Origin of the sequence: Thalassolituus sp. UBA6592, from assembly GCF_002433655.1 — a bacterium.
Lineage (GTDB): Bacteria > Pseudomonadota > Gammaproteobacteria > Pseudomonadales > Oceanobacteraceae > Venatoribacter.
This window is the reverse complement of sequence record NZ_DJIO01000113.1, coordinates 1-20,556: the sequence shown is the minus strand read 5'-3', so window position 1 is coordinate 20,556 and position 20,556 is coordinate 1. Positions and strand designations below refer to the sequence as shown.

Below are 20,556 nucleotides of genomic sequence, written 5' to 3'. Positions count from 1 at the left end.
CGGGGTATAGCGCAGTCTGGTAGCGCGCCTGGTTTGGGACCAGGATGTCGGGAGTTCGAATCTCTCTACCCCGACCACTTTTTTAGGTGACACTTCTTACACTTCCTCCTTCTAATACTCAATCTTTTGCATTAGTTTACCGGTTTACCATTACTTTATGGGACTGCTGTGAACACTGTTGCCTACGCCACTCTGTACCCGGTCGCCTGCCCTGCCTGCAGAACCATCACGTCAAGCCGTGCATCGGATATCCTGCACAGCACCAGCATCGAATGCCGCCAATGTGCCGAAGTCATCAGCCTGAATGAAAGCCAGCTGAACAAGCTGCGCCGCACTGTGGCTGACCTGTCCGAATGCATTCAGCGTTCCGCGGAATATTTACCGAAATCCTCTCAGGCCTCAGCTCAGGCCGAATAAATAAAGGCCAGCAGACAGACTGCAAAATCTGATGACTACGAATGACAGGCATAAAAAAACAGCGGCCAAAGCCGCTGTCTTTTTATCGTGCAGAAAGCCGGATTACTTAACGATTTCCAGCAGTTCTACTTCAAATACCAGCGCAGAGTTAGCTGGGATAGCCGGGCTTGGGCTACGGGCGCCGTAAGCCAGTTCAGCTGGAATAAACAGCTTCCACTTGTCGCCAGGGTGCATCATCTGCAGGGCTTCTACCCAACCTTTAATTACGCCGTTAACCGGGAACTGAGCTGGTTCACCACGCTCAACAGAAGAGTCAAATACGCTGCCGTCGATCAGAGTGCCGTGGTAGTGAACACGCACGGTATCGGTTGGCAGTGGGGTTGGCTGGCTGTCGTCACCGGAGGCCAGAACTTCGTACTGCAGACCGGATTCAGTCACAGTTACGCCGTCACGTTTTGCATTTTCAGCAAGGAAATCGTTACCGGCCTGAGCCGCTGCGTCGTTCAGAGCCTGCTGCTTACGCATCTGTTCTTCACGCAGTTTTTCGAATGCCGCTTTCAGAGTTTCATCATCAACTTGCTGTTCAGCACCGCTCAGAGCGTCTTTAATACCAGCCGCTACTGCGTCTGCATTCATGTCCACACCTTCCTGGGACAGCTGACGGCCAATATTCAGACCGACGCCGTAGCTGGCCTGATCAACATGATTTTCTAACTTCACTTTTTCCTCCTGACCACAACCGGCCAATAACAAAGTGCCCAGCACAACAGCCGGTACGGTTTTCTTCAGATTCATTGGTTATCCTTGCTTGGGTTTTGCAACAGCCTGTACGTTACTACATGCCGTGATGAATTTATATGACAGCGAATGCAGGAGGGTTCTGACCCCAACCACTGCGGTAAGTTTCCGCCCGACACCGTGTTACTGCCTGAGTCTGCTCACCCCTATCAAAACCCGGCACATCAGGGTTGATGATTAAAAACCAGACCCGGTGCCGCAGCGGCGGCAAGACTCTCACAGCACCCTGCCCGTGTCCAGTACAGCCGGAGTGCACAGTCTTTCCCGGATTGTCCTTTAAGGTCAGTAAAACCGGTGTTAAACCGCGATATTTTCCGCCAGCTGGATATAATCAGACAAAATCATCAGAGAGGACAAAGAATGAAGTACGGACTACTTGTGATGAGCTGTGTCCTGACACTCTCGGCCTGCAGCGGCCCATCCCGGGAAGAACAGCACCGCATGGAAATGCTGCGCGCCCAGCAGGCAGAACAGGCAGCCCTGGCCGCCCAGCAGGAAGCTGCCCTGCGTGAACAGCGCATCACACTGCGTACCGCGCAGGCAGAAAAAGCCTGGCAACGGCAGAACAGACTGAGCACGAAACAGATTAACAGCCTGTTCAGCAGCAATGCCGAAAACAGTTTCAGCGCCGGTGGAACCTACTTTATTAAGTTTGAACTGCAGGCAGCAAAATACAATTACAGTGCGAAAAAACAGAGCTTCACCATTGTCGGCATGCGTAACCTGCCCAACAGTGCTGATTACAGCCCGTTATTTCCCGATGACGAAGCCATGTACCAGCCAGGCCAGCAGGCCAAATCGGTGCTGGAATTTACCCTGAAAGAAGACACCGAAGAAAACCGTCTCGGCCAACAGGTATTACGTGACCGTGGTCAGCGCTGGGTGGCCGCCATGCTGAATTTCAAAACCTACGGAATTCTGACGAACAACGATGCGGAATGGCTTTGGGAACCCGGCCTGTTTGAGGACATTTCCTGGCAAACTACGCCGGAAGCGGCCTACCCCTACACCTCTGCCCGTTCTGTCGTACTGCAGTTAGGTGTACGCCTTTGCACCCTGGAACGCTGCTATCTGGATACTGAGTACCGTAAACACCCAACCCATGCTGTGCGCGCCGAAGTGGTCAGCGCCACAGTCGGCGACAGGAAGAGCAAAAAAATTCTGGCGCAATTTATTCGCGAAGCTGAATAAAACAGGCGCACAGTTTCGTGCATAAAAAGCAGACATAAAAAAAGCGGCATAGCCGCTTTTTTTATGCGTTCACACAATCCGTCAATCAGAAACCAACGGACAGCGATGCACCGAAGTAAGTACCGGATACATCAACATCAGCATCGATATCCACATCATCCGGATCGGTCTGCAGGTTCAGGGAGCGGTAACCCGCTTCAATACCCAGATCAACAACCGGAATCGGCAGGTCGTAACCCAGACCATAGCTGATATCGCTCATTTTGTTATCGCCATAGCCAACGTAATTAATATCGACGTTACCGTAAATACCGATTGGTGTATTAATTTTGACTTCGCCATAAACCATCGGCAGAACGAAATCGAGATCAACGGTTTCAGTGCGGCCGGAAATTTCACCGGACACTTCCGCATCACCATCAAACTGACGGGCGTTCAGACCGAAGTTAATATCAAGGAAAGGTACCGGCAGCGGCAGCCCCCAGTACAGAGTCAGGTCATTATGGGTCAGATCCATACGGCTGGTGACATTCTCGTTAAAGGTCTGATCAGCAAAGGATGCAGCAACCAGTGAGCCATCACCTTCAATTTCCAGTGAAGTATTACGTACTTTAATGTTTGGCAGGAAAGGCACCGGATGTTCGAAAAATACTGAAATCTGAGTACCATTTTCTTTGTCGAGATTCAGGCCATCGTCTTCCACCGATACACCTTCATCCAGATCACCTTTTGACTCTGTGTTCCAGACGCTGGCTTTGGCACCAACGGTAAACAGCAGATCCGCCTGAGCGGCAAAAGGAGTCATTGCCAGAACGGCAATAGCGAGGGCAGTCTTCTTCATTGAATTTATCCCATTTGTAAGTATTTTCGGGCTGGCCACCACTGACGTTTACTCAGAGTTGCCACAAGTGGAACTAGTTTGCCCAGAAATTATTACAATGCCAATTATTTCGGCATAAAGAATGGATAAACGGTGGGATAAATCACATAACAGGCCAGCGCATCCGGGGAGAGTGCGCCAGCCGGCTATCAGCAGGAATTATGGGAAGGTAATACCGATACGATGGCCTACTTCTTCATAAGCTTCAACAACACCACCCAGCCCCTGACGGAAGCGGTCTTTGTCGAGTTTTTCGCGGGTGTCTTTGTCCCACAGGCGGCAGCCGTCCGGAGAGAATTCATCGCCCAGAACCACTTCACCGTTGAACAGACCAAATTCCAGCTTGGAATCCACCAGCAGCAGACCGCCATCGAGGAAAATCTGCTTCAGCACTTCGTTCACTTTAAAGGTCAGTTCTTTCATGCGTTCCAGATGCTGATCTTCTACCCAGCCAAAGGAACGGGCATGGTATTCATTCACCATAGGATCGCCCAGCGCATCGTTCTTCAGGAACAGTTCGAAGGTCGGTGGCAGCAGATCAATACCCTCTTCCACACCGAGACGACGACACAGGCTGCCGGCTGCAATATTACGTACCACACATTCCAGCGGAATCATGTCCAGACGCTTTACCAGAGACTCGGTGCTGGACAGCTGACGCTCGAAGTGCGTTGGAATACCGGCTTCTGCCAGGCGGGTCATGATGAAGGCGTTAAAGGTGTTGTTCACCATGCCTTTACGATCCAGCTGCTCGACTTTCTTACCATCAAATGCAGAAGTATCGTTACGGAATTCAAGCACCATGTAATCCGGATCATCCGTGGTATACACAGATTTCGCCTTGCCAGAATAAAGTAATTCACGTTTTTCCATCGGAGTCTCCGGAATTAAAAACAGATAGGTTTTTTCGGTTAAAGATGCAGCCAGGCAGAAATGGAATCCTGATCGAGCAATTTCACTTCCTCTGCCCTGCACCCTAATATTCCGCTCAGAGTCTGGCTCACCAGCTCTCTGGCATTATTCTTTTCGCTGATGTGACCGGCGGTCACATGTTGCAGCCCCTGCCAGTGCAGACGCTGCAGCAGCTCGGCACACTGCTGATTACTCAGATGGCCGAAATTGCCGGCGACCCGGGCCCGTAAACCTGGAGGATAAGGGCCATTCATCAGCATCACCGGATCATGATTCGCTTCCAGCTGCAGACCATGACAACCATTGTAGGCCTGCAATATATGCGGCGTCAGGGTGCCAAGGTCAGACAATACCCCGAGGCGCTTACCGGCAGTGCTCTGCACCACAAACTGCAGCGGCTCTTCCGCATCATGGGGGACGACGACCGGGAAAACATCCATAGAACCCAGCTCAACCGGCTGCTCCGAACGGATACACTGCCACAGTGCATGTTCCGTCCAGCCCATTTTACGCGCGGTGCCGAAGGATGAATAAATCGGAATATCCAGCAGTTCGCACAGAGCCTGCACACCTTTGGCGTGATCACCGTGTTCGTGGGTAACAAACACGCCGACCAGTGTCTGTGGATTCTGCTGCGCTTCCTGCAGGCGCTGCATAATAACTTTGCGGCTGAACCCGCAGTCGATCAACAGGGCCTGATCATCCGTGGCGACCAGGGTAGCATTACCGCGGCTGCCACTGCCTAACGAACAATATCTCACTGACTCAGCTGGCGCTTGATTTCTTCCAGTACGTCCCGTGTCAGGGCTTCATCCGCAAGCGTATCGGCATCGGTCAGCAGCGACAGATAGACACCGTTACGGGCGCGGTTCATTTTCAGCATATATACCGCAACTTCCGGCTCATCATTGCCCCAAAGACGACCCCACCAGCTCAGATTCTCATCCGCAGCCCGGGTAACCACTTCAAGGTAATAGGTACCTGTGCTGCGGTTAAGGTCGGTCATTTTCAGTGATGAAGCTGCCAGCGCTTCGGTGACCCGCGCCCAGTTGTTGGCGTAGTTGCCATCAAGACGCAGAATCAGAGTACCGGCACCGTCCTGCTCCAGACGCGCATTAGCGTCCGTCGCCTGATATTCAGTCAGTGTCGCGACATTTTCACCCTGCTCTTCGCGGTAAGCCGCCGGCATAGGTACTTCAAATTCGGTAGGTTTTGCCGGCGTGACCGGCAGCTCAGGGATAGGATAAGCCTGAGCCGTATTCAGCGGTGTGCTGCCAGCCGGGACCTGAGTTTCCGGCTGTTCTTCTGCATCCAGATACGCCATGGCGTTATCATCCGGCAACAGACTGCAACCGCTGGCCATCAGCACGGCCAGCAGCATCAGAGTACGGGAAGCTGTCATCAGATCAGTCCGTATGAAGTCAGCGCCAGCTCAACTTTGGCATGGTAACGCTCATCAAGCTCGACCAGTGGCAGGCGGATGCCACCTTCCATCAGCCCCATACGCTGCATGGCCCATTTCACCGGAATCGGGTTAGCTTCGCAGAACAGAGACTTGTGCAGGTTCATCAGTTTTTCATTCAGTGCGCGGGCTTCATCGGCTTTACCATCCAGCGCCAGCATGCACAGCTCGTGCATCATTTTTGGCGCTACGTTAGCGGTTACCGAGATGTTGCCTTTACCACCCAACAGAATCAGATCGCTGGCGGTCGGATCGTCACCGGAATACACCGCCATACGGTCACCGACCAGTTCAATCACCTTACGCGCACGTTCCAGATCGCCGGTCGCCTCTTTAACAGCAACAATCTGTTCGATGTCTGCCAGCGCGGCGATGGTTTCCGGCAGCATGTCACAGGCGGTACGGCCCGGAACATTGTACAGAATCTGTGGCACATCAACGGCTGCCGCAATGGCTTCGTGATGCTTGATGATGCCGCGTTGTGGCGGCTTGTTGTAATACGGAGTCACCAGCAGACAGGCATCCGCACCCAGGTTTTTGGCTTCCTGAGTCAGCTCAATGGCTTCGGAGGTGGAGTTCGCGCCAGTGCCGGCGATGATCGGACGACGTCCGCCAGCCACCTTAATGACACGCTCAATCACGTCGCAGTGTTCGGCGGTGCTCAGGGTAGCTGATTCACCGGTGGTACCAACCGCGACGATGGCATCCGTACCTTCCTTAATGTGGAATTCCACTAACTGGTCCAGACGTTCCCAATCAACACTGCCGTCGGCGTGCATTGGGGTTACCATAGCCACGATACTGCCGGTAATCATCAAGCTTTACTCCAAAAAACTGCCCGTCGGGCACATAAAATCAAAGGCGCAAGTCTACTGGTGCAGGCGTTTGGTGACAAGTCAGTTAAACCGACTCTTCCGTGCTGCCGGACTCAGGCCAGGCCTGCATTACTGCTTTCAGCAAGGTCGCCAGCGGGATGGCAAAAAACACACCCCAGAAGCCCCACAAACCACCGAACACCAGTACGGCGACAATAATGGCCACCGGATGCAGATTCACCACTTCAGAAAACAGCAGAGGCACCAGCACATTGCCATCCAGTGCCTGAATAATACCGTACACCACCATCAGCCAGATAAAACTGTCACTCCAGCCCCACTGTACGTAACCCACCAGGGCAATCGGAATGGTAACGACCGCCGCGCCAATGTATGGCACCAGCACCGACAGACCCACACCGATGGCCAGTAACGCGGCGTAGTTAATCCCCAGAATGATAAAAGCGATGTAGGTGGTGATACCAACAACGGCAATCTCCAGCGCCTTACCACGGATATAATTTGCGATCTGTTCGTCCATTTCACCCCAGATCCGATCCAGCAACTGGCGTCTGTGAGGCAAAAAGCTGTTGCACCAGTTGACGATTTTTTCGGAGTCCTTGAGCAGGAAAAACACCAGAATCGGCACCAGCACGCAGTAAATCAGCACCGACATCAGCCCGGTGATACCGGTTATGGAAAAGCTCACTGCCCATTGCCCCATAGAAGCCAGCTCATCGCCGATCTGCTTGGTCCATTCTTTTACCTGGGCTTCGGTCACCAGCTCCGGATATTGTTCCGGCAGCATCATCAGCGCACCCTGGCCCTTTGACGCCATTTTCGGTAACTCGTAAAAAAATTGGGTCAGCTGCTGCCAGGCGGCGGGCAGAATAAAAAACAGCAGCAACATCAGTACGCCGACAAAACCGAGAAACACGGTAATAGTCGCGCCCAGATGCCCCATGCCAATACGCTTACAGGTGTTCATCGCCCCCTGTAACAGATAAGCCAGAATCAATGCCGTCAGAAACGGCGCAAGCACCTTACCCAACGTAACCACAATGACCAGTACGGCAGTGATCAACAACAGCAATACCAGTGCTTCTTCGTCCGAGAAGTAACGATCAATCCAGCGGCGGAATACGTTCAGCATCCGTCAGACTCCCTTTTTAATCCAGAAATGGCATTCGCTGTCGGTTTCATCGCAGCTGAGCAACTGGTGGTCAGTCAACGACAGAAATTTCGGAATATCCAGCATCGATCCCCGGTCAGTCGCAGAGACTTTCAGCACCTCACCCTCAGCCAGGTTTTTCAGTGCCAGTTTGGTCTTGAGTAAAGGCATCGGACAGTTAAGTTCCCTGGCGTCGAGATAATGATCATAATGAGATTGATTAGACACGCTATAAGCCTTTTGCCAAACTGGTCAGGCAGTATAACTCAGCGCCGGAAAACAGTCCCTGTATCCCTGCTGAGAAGACGCCGGTATTCAATGCGATAAGAGCAAAACCGGCCTAAACACAGTGCGCAGCAGTCCGCCTGAACTATCTGCTGGCGCCCGGTCTAACGAAGTCACCGGATTCAGGATCAGCTTTTTGTTACTTGCACGCTTATCTATCGCCCTCGGATTAACCGCCTGCCTCGCCACCCAGGTAAACGCTAATAGCGGAGACCTGCCGTCGCTGGGCGACTCAACCTCGGGTTACGTATCACTGCAACAGGAATACACCCTTGGCCGTATCTGGCTCAGGCAACTGCGCGCGCAGGCGCCGACCCTGAGTGACCCGATGCTGACCACGTTTCTGGAAAACCAGATTTACCGTCTGGTGCCCTATTCCGGACTGAATCATCCCGACCTGGAATTTGTTGTCGTTGACCAGCCTAACCTCAACGCCTTTGCCGTTCCCGGCGGCATCATCGGTATCAATTACGGTCTGCTGCTTTACGCCCAGGACGAAGACGAAGTGTCTTCGGTGCTCGCGCACGAACTTGCACACCTCAGCCAGCGCCATTACGCGCGCCGGGTTGAACAGGCCCAGCGTCAGGAACCGGTGGCCATTGCCACCCTGCTGGCCAGTATTCTGCTGATTGCTACCAATAACACCAACGCCGGTTTTGCCGGACTGATGGCCGGCCAGGCAGCCACTATTCAGAATCAGCTGGCCTTCTCCCGTGAATGGGAACAGGAAGCCGACCGTCTCGGTATGCGCACGCTAGTGGCAGCCGGTCTCGACCCACACGCCATGTCGAGCATGTTTGAGCAAATGCTGTATGCCAACCGCTTCAGCAGCCGCCCGCCCGAATTTCTGCTGACTCACCCGGTAACCGAATCACGGGTAGCGGACGCCGCCGGCCGGGCTGAACAGTATCCGCGTAAACCACGTCTGACCAGCCTCGAATTTCTGATTCTGAAACAGGGTGCCATGCGCCGTTACCAGCTGGATGAGAGCGAAGTCGGTCAGTATCTGCAGGAAATACGCAGCCGTAATCCGCGCGGCAGCGGTGACTTTGCCGCAGCCAGTTACAACCTCGCCAGTCTGGCACTGGAACAGAAAAAACCGGATGAGGCGCGCAAATACCTCGACGATATTATCAGCCCCTGGAATCAACACGCTGCCGTGAGTGCCCTCGACGCCCGTGTCACAGCCGCTCAGGGAGATACGGAAAAAGCTATCATCACACTGGATAAAGCACTGACTTATGCCCCTCAGAATCTGGTACTGCTGACCACCAAAGCCAGCATTCTTGATGACCATGATGAATCAGCGCGGGCCGTACGCGTTCTGCAGAATCTTTGTGACAAGCGCCCGACCACACCCTGGTTATGGCAACGCCTGGCGGAAGCCGCGGAACATGCACAGATGAAGCTCACGTCGTTCCGCGCCAACGGCGAATACCTGTTTTTTTCCGGTCAGCAGGCGCGGGCCTTACGACAAATGGAACTGGCATTACAGGAAGCAAAAAAAGCCGGGGATTTTCAGCAGGAATCAATCATCAGTCAGCGACTGAGAATCATGGCAGCCAGCCTGAGCCAGCTGCAATAGAGAGGGAAATAAGGGCTTAATCAGCCCTTATTGAAATCCAGCATACGCTGCAGACTGACAATCGCCTGCTGACGCAGGGCTTCATCAATAAAGATTTCCTGATCGCCGTTTTTCAGCACATCACGGATATTCTGCAGACCGTTCATACCCATCCATGGACAATGCGCACAGCTGCGACAGGTTGCACCATTGCCGGCGGTCGGCGCTTCAATCAGAAGCTTACCAGGCGCCGCCTGCTGCATTTTATAGAAGATGGCTTTATCGGTAGCGACAATCAGAGTCTCATTAGGCAGAGACTGCGCAGCCTTGATCAGCTGACTGGTTGAACCAACCGCATCGGCCATTTCCACCACACTCTGAGGTGATTCCGGGTGAACCAGAATGGCTGCTTCCGGATGTACCTTTTTCAGATCTTCCAGCGCTTTGGCTTTGAATTCGTCGTGGACGATACAGGCGCTGTCCCACATCAGCATATCAGCGCCGGTTTCGCGCTCGATATAGTTACCCAGATGTTTATCCGGCGCCCAGATGATTTTCTCGCCCTGACTCTTCAGGTGTGCAACCACATCCAGCGCAATGCTTGAGGTAACAACCCAGTCTGCACGCGCCTTTACTGCCGCAGAGGTGTTGGCATACACCACCACTTTGCGCTCCGGGTGCTGATCACAGAAAGCGGAAAATTCATCCACCGGACAGCCCAGATCGAGCGAACAGGTCGCTTCCAGCGTTGGCATCAGAATGCGTTTTTCCGGACTCAGAATTTTTGCCGTTTCGCCCATAAAGCGCACACCGGCAACCACCAGCGTACTGGCTTTGTGATCATGACCGAAGCGGGCCATTTCGAGGGAATCAGCGACACAGCCACCGGTCTCTTCAGCCAGTGCCTGAATCTCAGGATCGGTGTAGTAGTGAGCGACCAGAACGGCGTCTTCCTGGCGCAATAATTCGCGGATCTCCTGCTTGAGCGCTGTACTCTCAGCCTCACTCAGGGGTGCCGGGGCGTTGGTCCAGTAATCCCGGATAATTTCGCGGGAACCGTTTACGGATTCGTTCATAGCAGACTCTGTTCTGGGTTCTTTCAGTCAGTGCGGATGATACCACAGGCCACCCAATCCGCGTCCGGTATGATTGTGCAACCCTAACAATTGTTTTTACCAATATATTCCGGCCAACAAAAAAGGGAGAAAGCTCTTAACTTTCTCCCTTTCGGAATTTGGTGGGTCGTGCAGGATTCGAACCTGCGACCAATTGGTTAAAAGCCAACTGCTCTACCAGCTGAGCTAACGACCCTAAGTGCTGGCTATGTTACCGTAAAATCGAAAATTGTCAATCTTTTCAGTAACTTATCTTCCGATCCAAATTTTTAAAAGTGGTGGGTCGTGCAGGATTCGAACCTGCGACCAATTGGTTAAAAGCCAACTGCTCTACCAGCTGAGCTAACGACCCCCGGAAGAGGCGCATATAATACTTAAATTTGAGGACGTGACAACCCTTTTTTTAAAAAAAGTTTCACTTTCAGTCACTTAGGCAGAATTTCCGGCTAAAAGATAACCAATCAGAAACGCAAAAGCCCGGCAGGGCCGGGCTTTGCAGGGAAATCAGGCGATTTTCCTTAATGGGATTCCAGATAGTTTCTGGCAAGCCGGACAACCGTATCAGCTTTACCCTGATACTGATCGACCACCTTCTGCATCCATTGTCTGGCCTCAGCGGTTTTTCCCTGACGCCCCAGCGTATAGCCGGTTTTGTACATGGCATCCGGTACCTTGATGTGATCCGGATGTTTATCGACCACATCGCGGAAACGCATCAGCGCTTTATCCAGATCGCCCTGCAGCAGATAAATCTCACCACTCCAGTAAATGGCATTGACCGCCAGAGGGTCACCAGGATTCTGAGCAGCCAGCGTCTCATAGGCAGCATTCGCCTCTGTGTACTTTTTATCGTACATCAGCTTCTGCGCCTGCTTATACGCATCAGCGGCAGACAACTGTGGCTGTTGCTCTGCCCCACCAGCAACAGGTTGCTGTGGCGCGACAGTGGCAGCCGGAGCAGTGGTTTGCGGTGGCGAGGTGTAAAGCCCGGATACACGGCGATCAAGATCGAGATAACGCTCCTGCTGTTCCTGCTTCATACGCTGCAGCTGATGCGTCTGCTCTTCCAGCTGACCACGCAGCATGGCAATTTCAGACTGCATTTGTTCAACCTGCAGATAGAGTTCAGATAACAGATCGGAGGATACCGGAGAATCCGGTGCGGGAGAGGCACTGATGACAGGCGTCTGAACGACAGCCCGTTTGGATGAATCGATGGTTGTTGCGGACCCGGCCGGTGCTACCTGGGTGGTACCACCAACCGAAACCCACTCGTCATCCGCGTATGCACCTGCAGCAGAAACTGCTGCAAGTACGGTCAGGACGACTGCTTTCATTAATTGCTCTGGTATTTCACTTCAACACGACGGTTTTTAGCGTAAGACTCTGCAGAGCTGCCCATTACTGCTGGACGTTCTTCACCGAAGCTTACAACTTTCATCTGAGAAGAAGATGCACCGTTCGCCATCAGGAAACGACGTACAGCCATGGCACGACGCTCGCCCAGAGCCAGGTTGTATTCAACAGTACCGCGCTCATCAGCGTGACCTTCCAGAACAACCTGAGCAGAGCCGTTAGCAGCCAGGTATGCAGCGTGAGCCATCAGAGCAGCCTTGCTTTCACTCTTGATAGTGCTTTCGTCGAAGTCGAAGTAGAACACAGTCTGTTCCAGCAGAGCAGCCTGAGCGGCAGCAGCTTCAGCTTCCAGAGATTCACCATCAACAGCAGCAGTGTCTACAGCCTGAGTTGCTTCTGCTTCAGTTTCAGTTGCGGTCGCTTCAGATGAAGTACCTTCTTCAACGTCGCCAGTGCTAGAACAAGCAGAGATGAATGCGGCACACAGTGCCAGACCCAGGGTTTTATACAGTGCAGTAGTTTGCATAACAGTCTTCCAGTCCGAAGTGAGTTAAGTTATTTAAAAATCGGCGACCAGGCTGGTTCCCTGACATCACCATATTTGGATGGTAAGCGGAATTTTACATCCCCATCAACGGAAACCGCTGCAAGGATACTACGATTCGCTTCACTTGCAGCATAAATTACCATACTTCCGTTAGGTGCAACACTAGGTGACTCATCCAAATTAGTTTCACTTGTCAGAATGTGCACCAGTCCGCTTTTCAAATCCTGCGAAGCGATGTGGAATCTTTCACCACTGCGGTGCACATAAACCAGCTTACGTCCGTCTGCCGTGATACGGGCCCGGGCATTATAGGCACCTTCGTACGTCACCCGCGTGACGGCCTTACTGCCAGTGTCCAGTTTGTATACCTGCGGACCACCCGCACGGCTGGAAGTAAAATAGATAGTGTCTCCATTCACTCCCCATTGTGGCTCCGTATCGATCGCATAATGGTTGGTCATGCGTTCGGTTTTTCTCGTCGCCAGATCCATAACATAAATGTCAGGGTTACCAAGCTTCGAGTGCACAAAAGCCAGCTTGGTTCCGTCCGGAGAGAAGGCAGGAGCACTGTTTGACCCCTCAAAAGCGACGACCCGTTCACGTTTTCCGGAAGAAAGCTCCTGGAAGAAGATTTCACTGTGACCATTTTCAAAAGACACGTAGGCCACTTTCTTTCCGTCCTGGGACCAGGCCGGAGAAATAATCGGATCATCAGAGGTAAAAATCAGTTGTTCACGCGCGCCATCGGCATCCGCGTAATTCAGATTAAAGCGGGTACGCTCACGATTGGTGGTCACATAAATCAGCTTGGTAGAAAATACGCCCGGTACGCCGGTGATCTTTTCAAAAATGTAATCGCTGATGTAATGCGCCAGATCACGCAGCTGGCTGGCCTTACCGCGCACCCGATGCCGCAGGATTTCCATTTTCTGATGTACATCCAGGACATGGAACTGTACTGCGTAACCTTCCGGCAACAGCTCAACCGATCCGATTACCACAAAATCCTGACGCAGATTTGCCCAGTCACCATACACAACCTGAGACAGGCTGGTTGGCTGACTGATCATATTGCCTGCGGGCAGTGTGCGGAAATAACCACTGGAGCCCAGATCGTTGGTAATAATTGCGCTGATGTCTTCCGGCAGCGGCTGACTGCCCTTCCAGTCAAAAGGCACCACGGCAACCGGGATAGCGCTCTGCTTACCCTGAGTAATTTCAATCGTCAGTTCGGCGTGAACCAGATTGCAGGCGAACAGAATAAATAAAAAGATACTGCGTTTTACCACGTCGCATTCTCCGGTGTGAAATTAAAAGTAATAGTACGGAAATTCTGCTCGAACACTCTTGGATCTTTTGGTACCGGCAATGGCGATGCTTTTAACACAGCCTGCTCCACTGAGCGGTCAAGGGCTGCATTGCCACTGGACTTAACCACTTTTACATCCATCACCTGCCCGGTCGGCACCAGGACAATTCTTACCGTTACCGTCTGATCCGGACGCACCGCCGGCGGATACTGCCAGACCGATTCCACTTTGCTGCGGATCGCAGTGGTTGCATCCGCGGTCATGGCTTCTGCTAACTCTGCCTGACGAGCCGCTTCTTCAGCAGCTTTTCTGGCCTGCTCCTGAGCGCGTCGTTCTTCCGCCGCCTGCTCTTTGGCCAACTGCTCCAGCAACTGCTGTTCCTGTTGTGCTCTTTCTTTTGCCTGCTGCTGAGCTTTCTGTTCAGCAGCCGCTTTGTCTTTGGCGGCTTTTTCTTTTGCTGCTTTTTCCTTCGCAGCTTTTTCGCGCGCTTTCTGTTCAGCTAACTGTTTTTCACGCTGAGCTTTTTCACGGGCTTTTTTCTGTTCAGCAGCCTGCTGCTTTTTACGTTCAGCTTCACGCTTAGCCGCCTGCTCTTTGCGCCGCTGTTCTTTCGCGGCCTGCTCTTCACGTTGCTTAACCGCTTTATTTTCTGTCTGTACCACGTTGGCAATCATGTGCTGCGGAACCGGTTCCGGCACACGATGTTCGGTTGGCCACTGAAACAGAAACAGCAAACCAATCAGAATATGCAAACCAACAGACACCACCACCGGCAGCGAATAACGCTGCGGATCAAGCCAGCTCATATCAGCGACTGGCCTCCGGATCCGGAGCTTCGGTAATCAGTCCGACATTACTGATGCCAGCTCCCTGCAGACCGCCCATTAAGGCAACGACTTTGCCGTACGGCACCTGATCATCACCGCGGATCATCACCCGGGTTTCCGGTACGGTGGCTTTAATCTTTTCTGCATAGTCGACGATTTCCTGCAGGATCATCGCCGTCGGATTACCTTCATCGCGCTCGATATAATAAATACCGCGCTCATTGACGGTAATAATAATGGTGCTGTCGTCTGGTTCGATTTCGGTTGGCGTAGCATCAACGTCCGGCAGATTTACCGGTACGCTTTGCACCAGCATCGGAGCTGTCACCATAAAAATAATCAGCAGCACCAGCATCACATCGATATATGGCACTACGTTGATTTCAGACATAGGCCGGCGTTTTGGCGCCGGAGCCGGTGCTGGTTCCATCTCAGTGCTCCGCGTCTTTTTTGGCAGCTTCAGCTTTCTGGGATTCGGATTTGGCGGTCTGCTGCATTTTCAGCGCCTGACGGTACAGCAGAGATGAAAATTCATCGGAGAACGTTTGCAGAGCCGTCACCTGCTGATCCACACGGGTAGCAAAACGGTTGTAGAAAATCACCGCCGGAATCGCCGCAAACAGACCCATTGCCGTCGCCACCAGGGCTTCAGAAATACCCGGAGCAACCGTGGCAATGGTCGCCTGTTTTACGCTGGCCAGGCCCTGGAAGGAATGCATAATCCCCCATACTGTACCAAACAGACCGACATACGGGCTGGTTGAACCAACCGTCGCCAGGAACGGCAGATGGGTGTCCAGTGCTTCAGATTCACGGGTAATGGCAATGCGCATGGCACGCTGAACACCGGCCATCACCGCATCCGGATCGGAAGTATTCTGCTGACGCATTTTGCTGAATTCTTTCAGGCCAGCCATAAAGACGTTTTCGACGTTGCTTGGCAGCGGATTTTTCTGGCATTCGCGGTACAGCTCATTGAGATCAACACCGGACCAGAAGCGATCTTCAAACTCGAGCATCTGCTCGCGGCTGGCGCGTAACAGACGGGTACGCTGAACGATGACTATCCAGCTTGCTACCGATGCCGCCAGCAGCATCAGCATCACCAGCTGCACCACAATGCTGGCGTTAATAATCAAAGAAAAAATTGATACGGATTCGTTCACATCAGCTCCTGATAGTCATCATCGTTCATTCCGCCGCATCAGCTGTCGCTGACATGGCGGTAAAAATCTCTGGTGGAAATGCGCGTGGGCGCCCCTCCGTAGTTATACAGGCAATGCCTATTTCTGCCGTGAGTAAACACTCACGACCGACATCACCATCGCGGTACACACTCTGCTTAAGAACAGCGCTGGCTTTACGCTGAGTTTCGAGTTCAACCGTGACAGTTAGTTCATCGTCGAGTTTCGCCGGCAGGCGATATTTAGCCTGAACATCGCGCACAATCAGCAGTACATCATCATGACGCAGTATTTCCTGACTGTACCCCATGGCGCGCAGCCACTCTGTGCGGGCGCGCTCAAGGTAACGGAAATAATTGGCGTAGTAGACAATGCCGCCGACATCAGTGTCTTCTATATAGACACGCAACGGCCATGCAAAGGTCATGATTCATCTTCCTGATTAAAACGGGATGGCAGATCCAGACCAAAATGCAGATAGGCCAGTTTGGTCGCCATACGGCCCCGCGGCGTGCGGGTGATATAGCCCTGCTGCATCAGATAGGGCTCCAGCACATCTTCAATGGTATCGCGTTCTTCGCCGATAGAAGCCGCCAGGCTATCCACACCGGCCGGGCCACCATCGTATTTTTCCAGCAGAGTCAGCAGCAGGCGACGGTCCATATGATCGAAGCCCTGTGCATCCACATTAAGCATATTCAGCGCCGCATCGGCACAGGTATGATTGACCGTACCATCACCTTTCACCTGAGCGTAATCGCGTACACGGCGCAGTAAACGGTTAGCAATACGTGGCGTACCACGGGCACGCCGGGCGATTTCTTCAGCACCGCGGTCATCCACCTGCAGTTCCAGCAGACGACCACTGCGCGCCACGATGCCGGATAAATCGGCAATGTTGTAAAACTCCAGACGCTGCACGATACCGAAACGGTCGCGCAGCGGCGAGGTCAGCAGACCAGCGCGGGTGGTAGCGCCAACCAGGGTAAAAGGCGGCAGGTCAATTTTAATCGAGCGCGCTGCCGGGCCTTCGCCGACCATAATATCCAGCTGGTAATCTTCCATTGCCGGATACAGCACTTCTTCCACTGCCGGACTCAGGCGGTGAATTTCATCAATAAAAAGAACATCGCCTTCTTCGAGGTTAGTAAGCAGTGCTGCGAGGTCACCGGCTTTTTCCAGCACCGGACCTGAGGTCGATTTAATCTGCACGCCCATTTCTTCGGCAATGATATTGGCCAATGTGGTTTTACCCAGCCCCGGCGGACCGAATACCAGCGTGTGATCCAGAGCCTCGCCACGGGCTTTGGCCGCGCCAATAAAGATTTCCATCTGTTCGCGCACATGGGGCTGGCCAATGTATTCCGCCAGCGATTTCGGGCGGATGGCACGATCCATATGCTCTTCGCCACGGGCCGGCTCGGCACTGATAAAGCGATCGGTCTCAATCATTCCTTGTCCTCAGTGATCAGCGGCCAAGCGTATTGCGCAGTGCCAGACGGATCATTTCTTCCGGCGTCTCGGCACCCGACACTTTGTTCAGCATCTTCGAGGCGTCCTGTGGTTTGTAACCCAGAGCAATCAGCGCGCCTTCGGCCTCCAGCAGCATGGCATCCACTGATGCTTTATCCGCCGCATCAGCTGCCGCCCACAATGGCGCTGGAGCCTGCCATTCTTTCAGGCGATCGCGCATTTCAACAATAAGGCGTTCCGCCGTTTTCTTACCAACGCCCGGTAATTTGGTCAGCGCGGTGACGTCTTCGGCGTGCACACAGGCAGCAAAGGAATTCACATCCATACCGGACAGAATCGCCAGCGCCAGCTTAGGGCCAACACCACTGACTTTAATCAGAGTGCGGAACAGAGTGCGCTGTGATTTATCACTGAAGCCATACAGCTGGTGAGCGTCTTCACGGATTGCGAGGTGAGTATAAAGGACCGCTACCGAGCCGGTCTGGCCGAGGGTAGCAAAGGTGGAGATCGGAGCCTGAACTTCGTAACCGACGCCATTCACGTCAATCAGCAGCTCAGGCGCCTGCTTTTCAAGAATAATGCCCTGTAAACGACCAATCATGGGGATTAAACAGCCATCAGATAAAGTGAGCTAGCCTACCAGCATGCCCACCTATCCTCAATCAGGGACTGTAAAAATAACCAGTTCTGGCCAGGACCTGGCACCGGTTCAGCGAAAATCAGACAGCTTCCGCCGCCGGTTTTTTCAGTGTCCGCTCAGTCAGCCAGATATACGCCGCAATCATGGTCAGTAACAGAGCAATGATCGTGATCATCCGGTAAACATCCACCAGACTGCCCTGCACCTGCTGAATACTGCCGGCAATCAGGTTACCCAGCGCGCCGCCCACACCAAAACAGACAATGGTGACGCTGTTCATCTGCATAGTTACCCGGGCAGAATACTTACGGCTGACCCACCCCAGCACAATGCCCCACATAGGGAAGTACATCAGACCGTAGCCAAAGCCCACCAGAGTAACGAACTTCTGCGGCGCGTACTGAAATGCCAGCAGACTCAGGGTAAATGCCGCAAAGCCGATCAGCATGGCGCTGCCATGGCCCTTACGGTCCGCAAGCTTGCCCATCAGAAAACCTGCAGCCATACCGGTCAGGCCTGCCGCCGTCCAGCTGTAACCGCCCAGTGTTGCTGGCAACTCCAGCTCCGCCAGATAGGTATTCAGCCAGGTGGAGAAAATCACAGAGGAAAAACCAAAACCCAGACAAATCACACTGGCCAGAAACGCGGTACGCTCGCGAAAGACGGTACGCAGCAGCTGGCGCGCAGACAGTCCACTGAGATTGGTACTGAAATGTTCGCCGCCCAACACCACAGAATGAGTCTCGCTCTCTTCGTTCAATGGATTCGGCTTACGATGCTGGCGATTCAGCGCGCGCAACATAAAGAAAGTCAGTACGACGGTCAGCAATGCCAGCAGCCCGGTCACAATCCAGCCACTGCGCCAGCCAAACTGTGGCACCAGCATCAACAGCAACAGGCCGTTCAGGCTGAAACCCCAGGCGGTACCGCTGGCGGCGGTGGACAGGTTAGTCGAATGATATTGAGGATCGCCGTAACGGGTAGTCAGTTCAGCCAGCGAACTCCAGCTGATAGCGGCACAGGCAGACATCAGCGTCAGTACCGCCACAATCAGGACCGGATTCTCCAGCCACGCCATACTCAACAGCGAGACACTGATAACCGAACCGGTCACCAGCATACTGCGTCCGGAATCCAGCCTGTCGCCAAAGGCGCCCATCAACATAGCACCTGCCAGATAGGACAACTGCGAAAGCGCGCCGATTAAGGCCAGGTGCCAGTGCGTAATGCCAACCGAGTTCTGCATCAGTGCCACCAGTGCGGCGAACAGATACACACCAAAACCGTGAGTAATCAGCTGATTAAGGGCAAAAGTGGCGGTCATGCGCATCGGTAATGCTCCATCGTTATGGAAATACTGCTGCCAGGCCCGCGCCACTGAAATCAGTTGCCCAGGCGAATGAGCGTATCCTATGCCCCTTGCATTCATTCGTAAAAACGATAAATATTAAATTCTACGTTCATATTTATTGAATTCTGAAACCATGAAAGATCTGCCCATCAATCTGCTGCGCACCTTTGTCGTGGTGGCTGACACCCTCAACCTCACCGAGGCTGCCCGCCGCCTGCACAAAGCGCCTTCGACGGTGAGCATGCAGCTCAACCGCCTGGAAGACCTGATAGCCAATCCACTGATGCGACGCGGACAGCATGGCGTCAGCCTTACTGCCGCCGGATTACAGCTGAAAGCTCATGCCCAGCAGCTGCTCAACCTGCATGACCAGATTGTCGGCTCCTTTCAGAATATTGAGATCAACGGCAAAGTACGGCTGGGCACCCACGATCAATACGCCAGCCGCACACTGGCACCGCTGCTGCAGGAATTTATCCTCAGCTACCCGGAAGCCGAGCTGGAAGTGTATTGCGACCACCGCCCGGAATATCTGATAGATATGCTGAACAACGGCAAGCTGGATATCGCTTTAGTAGAAATGCTGGCCGACAGTGAAGGCGGCACCCGCCTGCGTCGCGATGAGCTGGTATGGGTCAGCGGACGCGATCACGTGATTAATTATGAGCAGACATTGCCGCTGGCCACCTTTGATGAAGGCTGCTGCCATCGCTGGTACGCCTGCCAGGCACTGGATAAAGCGAATATTCCTTACCGCGTATCGTTTATCAGCCAGAGCCGCACCGGCGTTCTGGCCGCCGTACGCGCTGGCATCGGTGTCGGCATTATTCCGACCCATTCGGTGGAAGATGATCTGCTGGTTATCCGTGAAGAGCTGCCGCCTTTGCCGGAAACCGAAGTGACGTTATTTATTGCCGCGAACGTTAATGAAGCAACACGACGACTGGAAGCGATTATTGAAGAAAACCCGCTGTTCCGTATAGAAGAAAACCAGTAGTGGTTTGATCAGCGGTTCTGAATATGGAACGGCCATTATTCATTTCTGCCATCGTTAGCTCGCCCCAAAAGCCGCCCCCAAAACAAAGTCGCCCCCTAAAAAGGGGCAACTTAAATCAGAAAGAGATACAGCCGCGGCACTGACCAATCTAGTCAGTGCATGGAAATTCTGCCGAACAGCCACTGGACGTGTGTGTAATCTCGACTGTGTAGTCTGTGGTGGTCGTGCCATCGGCGGATGTAGTAGTTCAGACCCAATCTG

General features: G+C 53.2%; 23 protein-coding genes and 3 tRNA genes. 5 read left to right on the top strand and 21 right to left on the bottom strand.

Annotated elements, in window-relative coordinates:
- Positions 1 to 77 (top strand) — tRNA-Pro (locus tag B2Z72_RS10615).
- A gap of 91 nt (positions 78 to 168) precedes the next feature.
- Positions 169 to 417 (top strand): hypothetical protein, encoded by a 249-nt coding sequence (locus B2Z72_RS10610; protein ID WP_296983028.1) that lies wholly within the window; start codon positions 169 to 171, stop codon positions 415 to 417.
- Between the two features lie 102 nt (positions 418 to 519).
- On the opposite strand, the gene B2Z72_RS10605 is transcribed toward B2Z72_RS10610, so the two are convergent.
- Positions 520 to 1,212 (bottom strand): FKBP-type peptidyl-prolyl cis-trans isomerase, encoded by a 693-nt coding sequence (locus B2Z72_RS10605; protein ID WP_296983029.1) that lies wholly within the window; start codon positions 1,210 to 1,212, stop codon positions 520 to 522.
- A 381-nt stretch (positions 1,213 to 1,593) separates the two neighbouring features.
- On the opposite strand from B2Z72_RS10605, the gene B2Z72_RS10600 reads away from it, so the two are divergent.
- On the top strand, positions 1,594 to 2,406 hold the full coding sequence (locus tag B2Z72_RS10600; RefSeq protein ID WP_296983030.1) for a hypothetical protein: 813 nt from the start codon (positions 1,594 to 1,596) through the stop codon (positions 2,404 to 2,406).
- A gap of 85 nt (positions 2,407 to 2,491) precedes the next feature.
- Here the strand turns inward: B2Z72_RS10600 and B2Z72_RS10595 are convergent, their stop codons facing one another.
- The 7 genes from B2Z72_RS10595 to B2Z72_RS10565 all read right to left on the bottom strand — a co-directional run bounded on the left by B2Z72_RS10595 (position 2,492) and on the right by B2Z72_RS10565 (position 7,874).
- Positions 2,492 to 3,247, bottom strand: coding sequence for a TIGR04219 family outer membrane beta-barrel protein (locus B2Z72_RS10595; RefSeq protein ID WP_296983031.1), 756 nt, complete (start codon positions 3,245 to 3,247; stop codon positions 2,492 to 2,494).
- A gap of 198 nt (positions 3,248 to 3,445) precedes the next feature.
- A complete protein-coding gene (gene purC, locus B2Z72_RS10590; protein WP_296983032.1) occupies positions 3,446 to 4,159 on the bottom strand; it encodes a phosphoribosylaminoimidazolesuccinocarboxamide synthase in 714 nt (237 codons plus the stop codon).
- A 38-nt stretch (positions 4,160 to 4,197) separates the two neighbouring features.
- Complete coding sequence (locus B2Z72_RS10585; RefSeq protein ID WP_296983033.1) at positions 4,198 to 4,959, bottom strand: MBL fold metallo-hydrolase; 762 nt, start codon at positions 4,957 to 4,959, stop codon at positions 4,198 to 4,200.
- Positions 4,956 to 5,600 carry an outer membrane protein assembly factor BamC gene (gene bamC / locus B2Z72_RS10580; RefSeq protein WP_297004762.1) on the bottom strand — a complete coding sequence of 215 codons (645 nt, stop codon included), beginning with the start codon at positions 5,598 to 5,600 and terminating at the stop codon, positions 4,956 to 4,958. The genes B2Z72_RS10585 and bamC overlap by 4 nt, the downstream gene beginning before the upstream one ends.
- Positions 5,600 to 6,475: a 4-hydroxy-tetrahydrodipicolinate synthase gene (dapA, locus tag B2Z72_RS10575; protein WP_297004777.1), complete on the bottom strand. Its 876-nt coding sequence runs from the start codon at positions 6,473 to 6,475 to the stop codon at positions 5,600 to 5,602. Before dapA ends, bamC begins: the two co-directional genes overlap by 1 nt.
- An 85-nt stretch (positions 6,476 to 6,560) precedes the next feature.
- Complete coding sequence (locus tag B2Z72_RS10570) at positions 6,561 to 7,628, bottom strand: AI-2E family transporter (RefSeq protein WP_296986303.1); 1,068 nt, start codon at positions 7,626 to 7,628, stop codon at positions 6,561 to 6,563.
- A gap of 3 nt (positions 7,629 to 7,631) precedes the next feature.
- Positions 7,632 to 7,874, bottom strand: a complete 243-nt coding sequence (locus B2Z72_RS10565; RefSeq protein ID WP_296986300.1) for a sulfurtransferase TusA family protein — start codon at positions 7,872 to 7,874, stop codon at positions 7,632 to 7,634.
- Between the two features lie 193 nt (positions 7,875 to 8,067).
- Here B2Z72_RS10565 and B2Z72_RS10560 point away from each other — a divergent pair, with 193 nt between their 5' ends.
- Positions 8,068 to 9,516 (top strand): M48 family metalloprotease, encoded by a 1,449-nt coding sequence (locus B2Z72_RS10560; protein WP_296986298.1) that lies wholly within the window; start codon positions 8,068 to 8,070, stop codon positions 9,514 to 9,516.
- Positions 9,517 to 9,536: 20 nt separating this feature from the next.
- Here the strand turns inward: B2Z72_RS10560 and nadA are convergent, their stop codons facing one another.
- From nadA to B2Z72_RS10495, 13 genes are all read right to left on the bottom strand, one after another.
- Positions 9,537 to 10,571, bottom strand: coding sequence for a quinolinate synthase NadA (gene nadA, locus B2Z72_RS10555; RefSeq protein WP_296986295.1), 1,035 nt, complete (start codon positions 10,569 to 10,571; stop codon positions 9,537 to 9,539).
- Positions 10,572 to 10,730: 159 nt separating this feature from the next.
- Positions 10,731 to 10,806, bottom strand: a tRNA-Lys gene (locus tag B2Z72_RS10550).
- 80 nt (positions 10,807 to 10,886) lie between these two features.
- Positions 10,887 to 10,962, bottom strand: a tRNA-Lys gene (locus B2Z72_RS10545).
- A gap of 166 nt (positions 10,963 to 11,128) precedes the next feature.
- A complete protein-coding gene (locus tag B2Z72_RS10540; protein ID WP_296982661.1) occupies positions 11,129 to 11,947 on the bottom strand; it encodes a YbgF trimerization domain-containing protein in 819 nt (272 codons plus the stop codon).
- Positions 11,947 to 12,492, bottom strand: a complete 546-nt coding sequence (pal, locus tag B2Z72_RS10535) for a peptidoglycan-associated lipoprotein Pal (protein ID WP_296982662.1) — start codon at positions 12,490 to 12,492, stop codon at positions 11,947 to 11,949. The genes B2Z72_RS10540 and pal overlap by 1 nt, the downstream gene beginning before the upstream one ends.
- Positions 12,493 to 12,521: 29 nt before the next feature.
- On the bottom strand, positions 12,522 to 13,802 hold the full coding sequence (gene tolB / locus B2Z72_RS10530) for a Tol-Pal system beta propeller repeat protein TolB (RefSeq protein WP_296982663.1): 1,281 nt from the start codon (positions 13,800 to 13,802) through the stop codon (positions 12,522 to 12,524).
- On the bottom strand, positions 13,796 to 14,629 hold the full coding sequence (gene tolA / locus B2Z72_RS10525) for a cell envelope integrity protein TolA (RefSeq protein ID WP_296982664.1): 834 nt from the start codon (positions 14,627 to 14,629) through the stop codon (positions 13,796 to 13,798). The genes tolB and tolA overlap by 7 nt, the downstream gene beginning before the upstream one ends.
- Before the next feature lies 1 nt (position 14,630).
- Entirely contained in the window at positions 14,631 to 15,080 is a 450-nt protein-coding gene (tolR, locus tag B2Z72_RS10520) for a protein TolR (protein ID WP_296982665.1), read from the bottom strand.
- A 1-nt stretch (position 15,081) separates the two neighbouring features.
- The gene (tolQ, locus tag B2Z72_RS10515) at positions 15,082 to 15,816 is read right to left on the bottom strand and encodes a protein TolQ (protein WP_296982666.1); all 735 of its coding nucleotides are present in this window, start codon (positions 15,814 to 15,816) and stop codon (positions 15,082 to 15,084) included.
- A 25-nt stretch (positions 15,817 to 15,841) separates the two neighbouring features.
- Entirely contained in the window at positions 15,842 to 16,261 is a 420-nt protein-coding gene (ybgC, locus tag B2Z72_RS10510; protein WP_296982667.1) for a tol-pal system-associated acyl-CoA thioesterase, read from the bottom strand.
- Positions 16,258 to 17,286: a Holliday junction branch migration DNA helicase RuvB gene (gene ruvB, locus B2Z72_RS10505; protein WP_296982668.1), complete on the bottom strand. Its 1,029-nt coding sequence runs from the start codon at positions 17,284 to 17,286 to the stop codon at positions 16,258 to 16,260. Before ruvB ends, ybgC begins: the two co-directional genes overlap by 4 nt.
- A gap of 16 nt (positions 17,287 to 17,302) precedes the next feature.
- On the bottom strand, positions 17,303 to 17,908 hold the full coding sequence (ruvA, locus tag B2Z72_RS10500) for a Holliday junction branch migration protein RuvA (RefSeq protein ID WP_296982669.1): 606 nt from the start codon (positions 17,906 to 17,908) through the stop codon (positions 17,303 to 17,305).
- Between the two features lie 118 nt (positions 17,909 to 18,026).
- Positions 18,027 to 19,277: an MFS transporter gene (locus tag B2Z72_RS10495; RefSeq protein WP_296982670.1), complete on the bottom strand. Its 1,251-nt coding sequence runs from the start codon at positions 19,275 to 19,277 to the stop codon at positions 18,027 to 18,029.
- A gap of 154 nt (positions 19,278 to 19,431) precedes the next feature.
- Between B2Z72_RS10495 and B2Z72_RS10490 the strand changes: the two genes are divergently transcribed.
- Entirely contained in the window at positions 19,432 to 20,295 is an 864-nt protein-coding gene (locus B2Z72_RS10490) for a LysR substrate-binding domain-containing protein (protein WP_296982671.1), read from the top strand.
- The last annotated feature ends 261 nt before the right edge of the window (positions 20,296 to 20,556 follow it).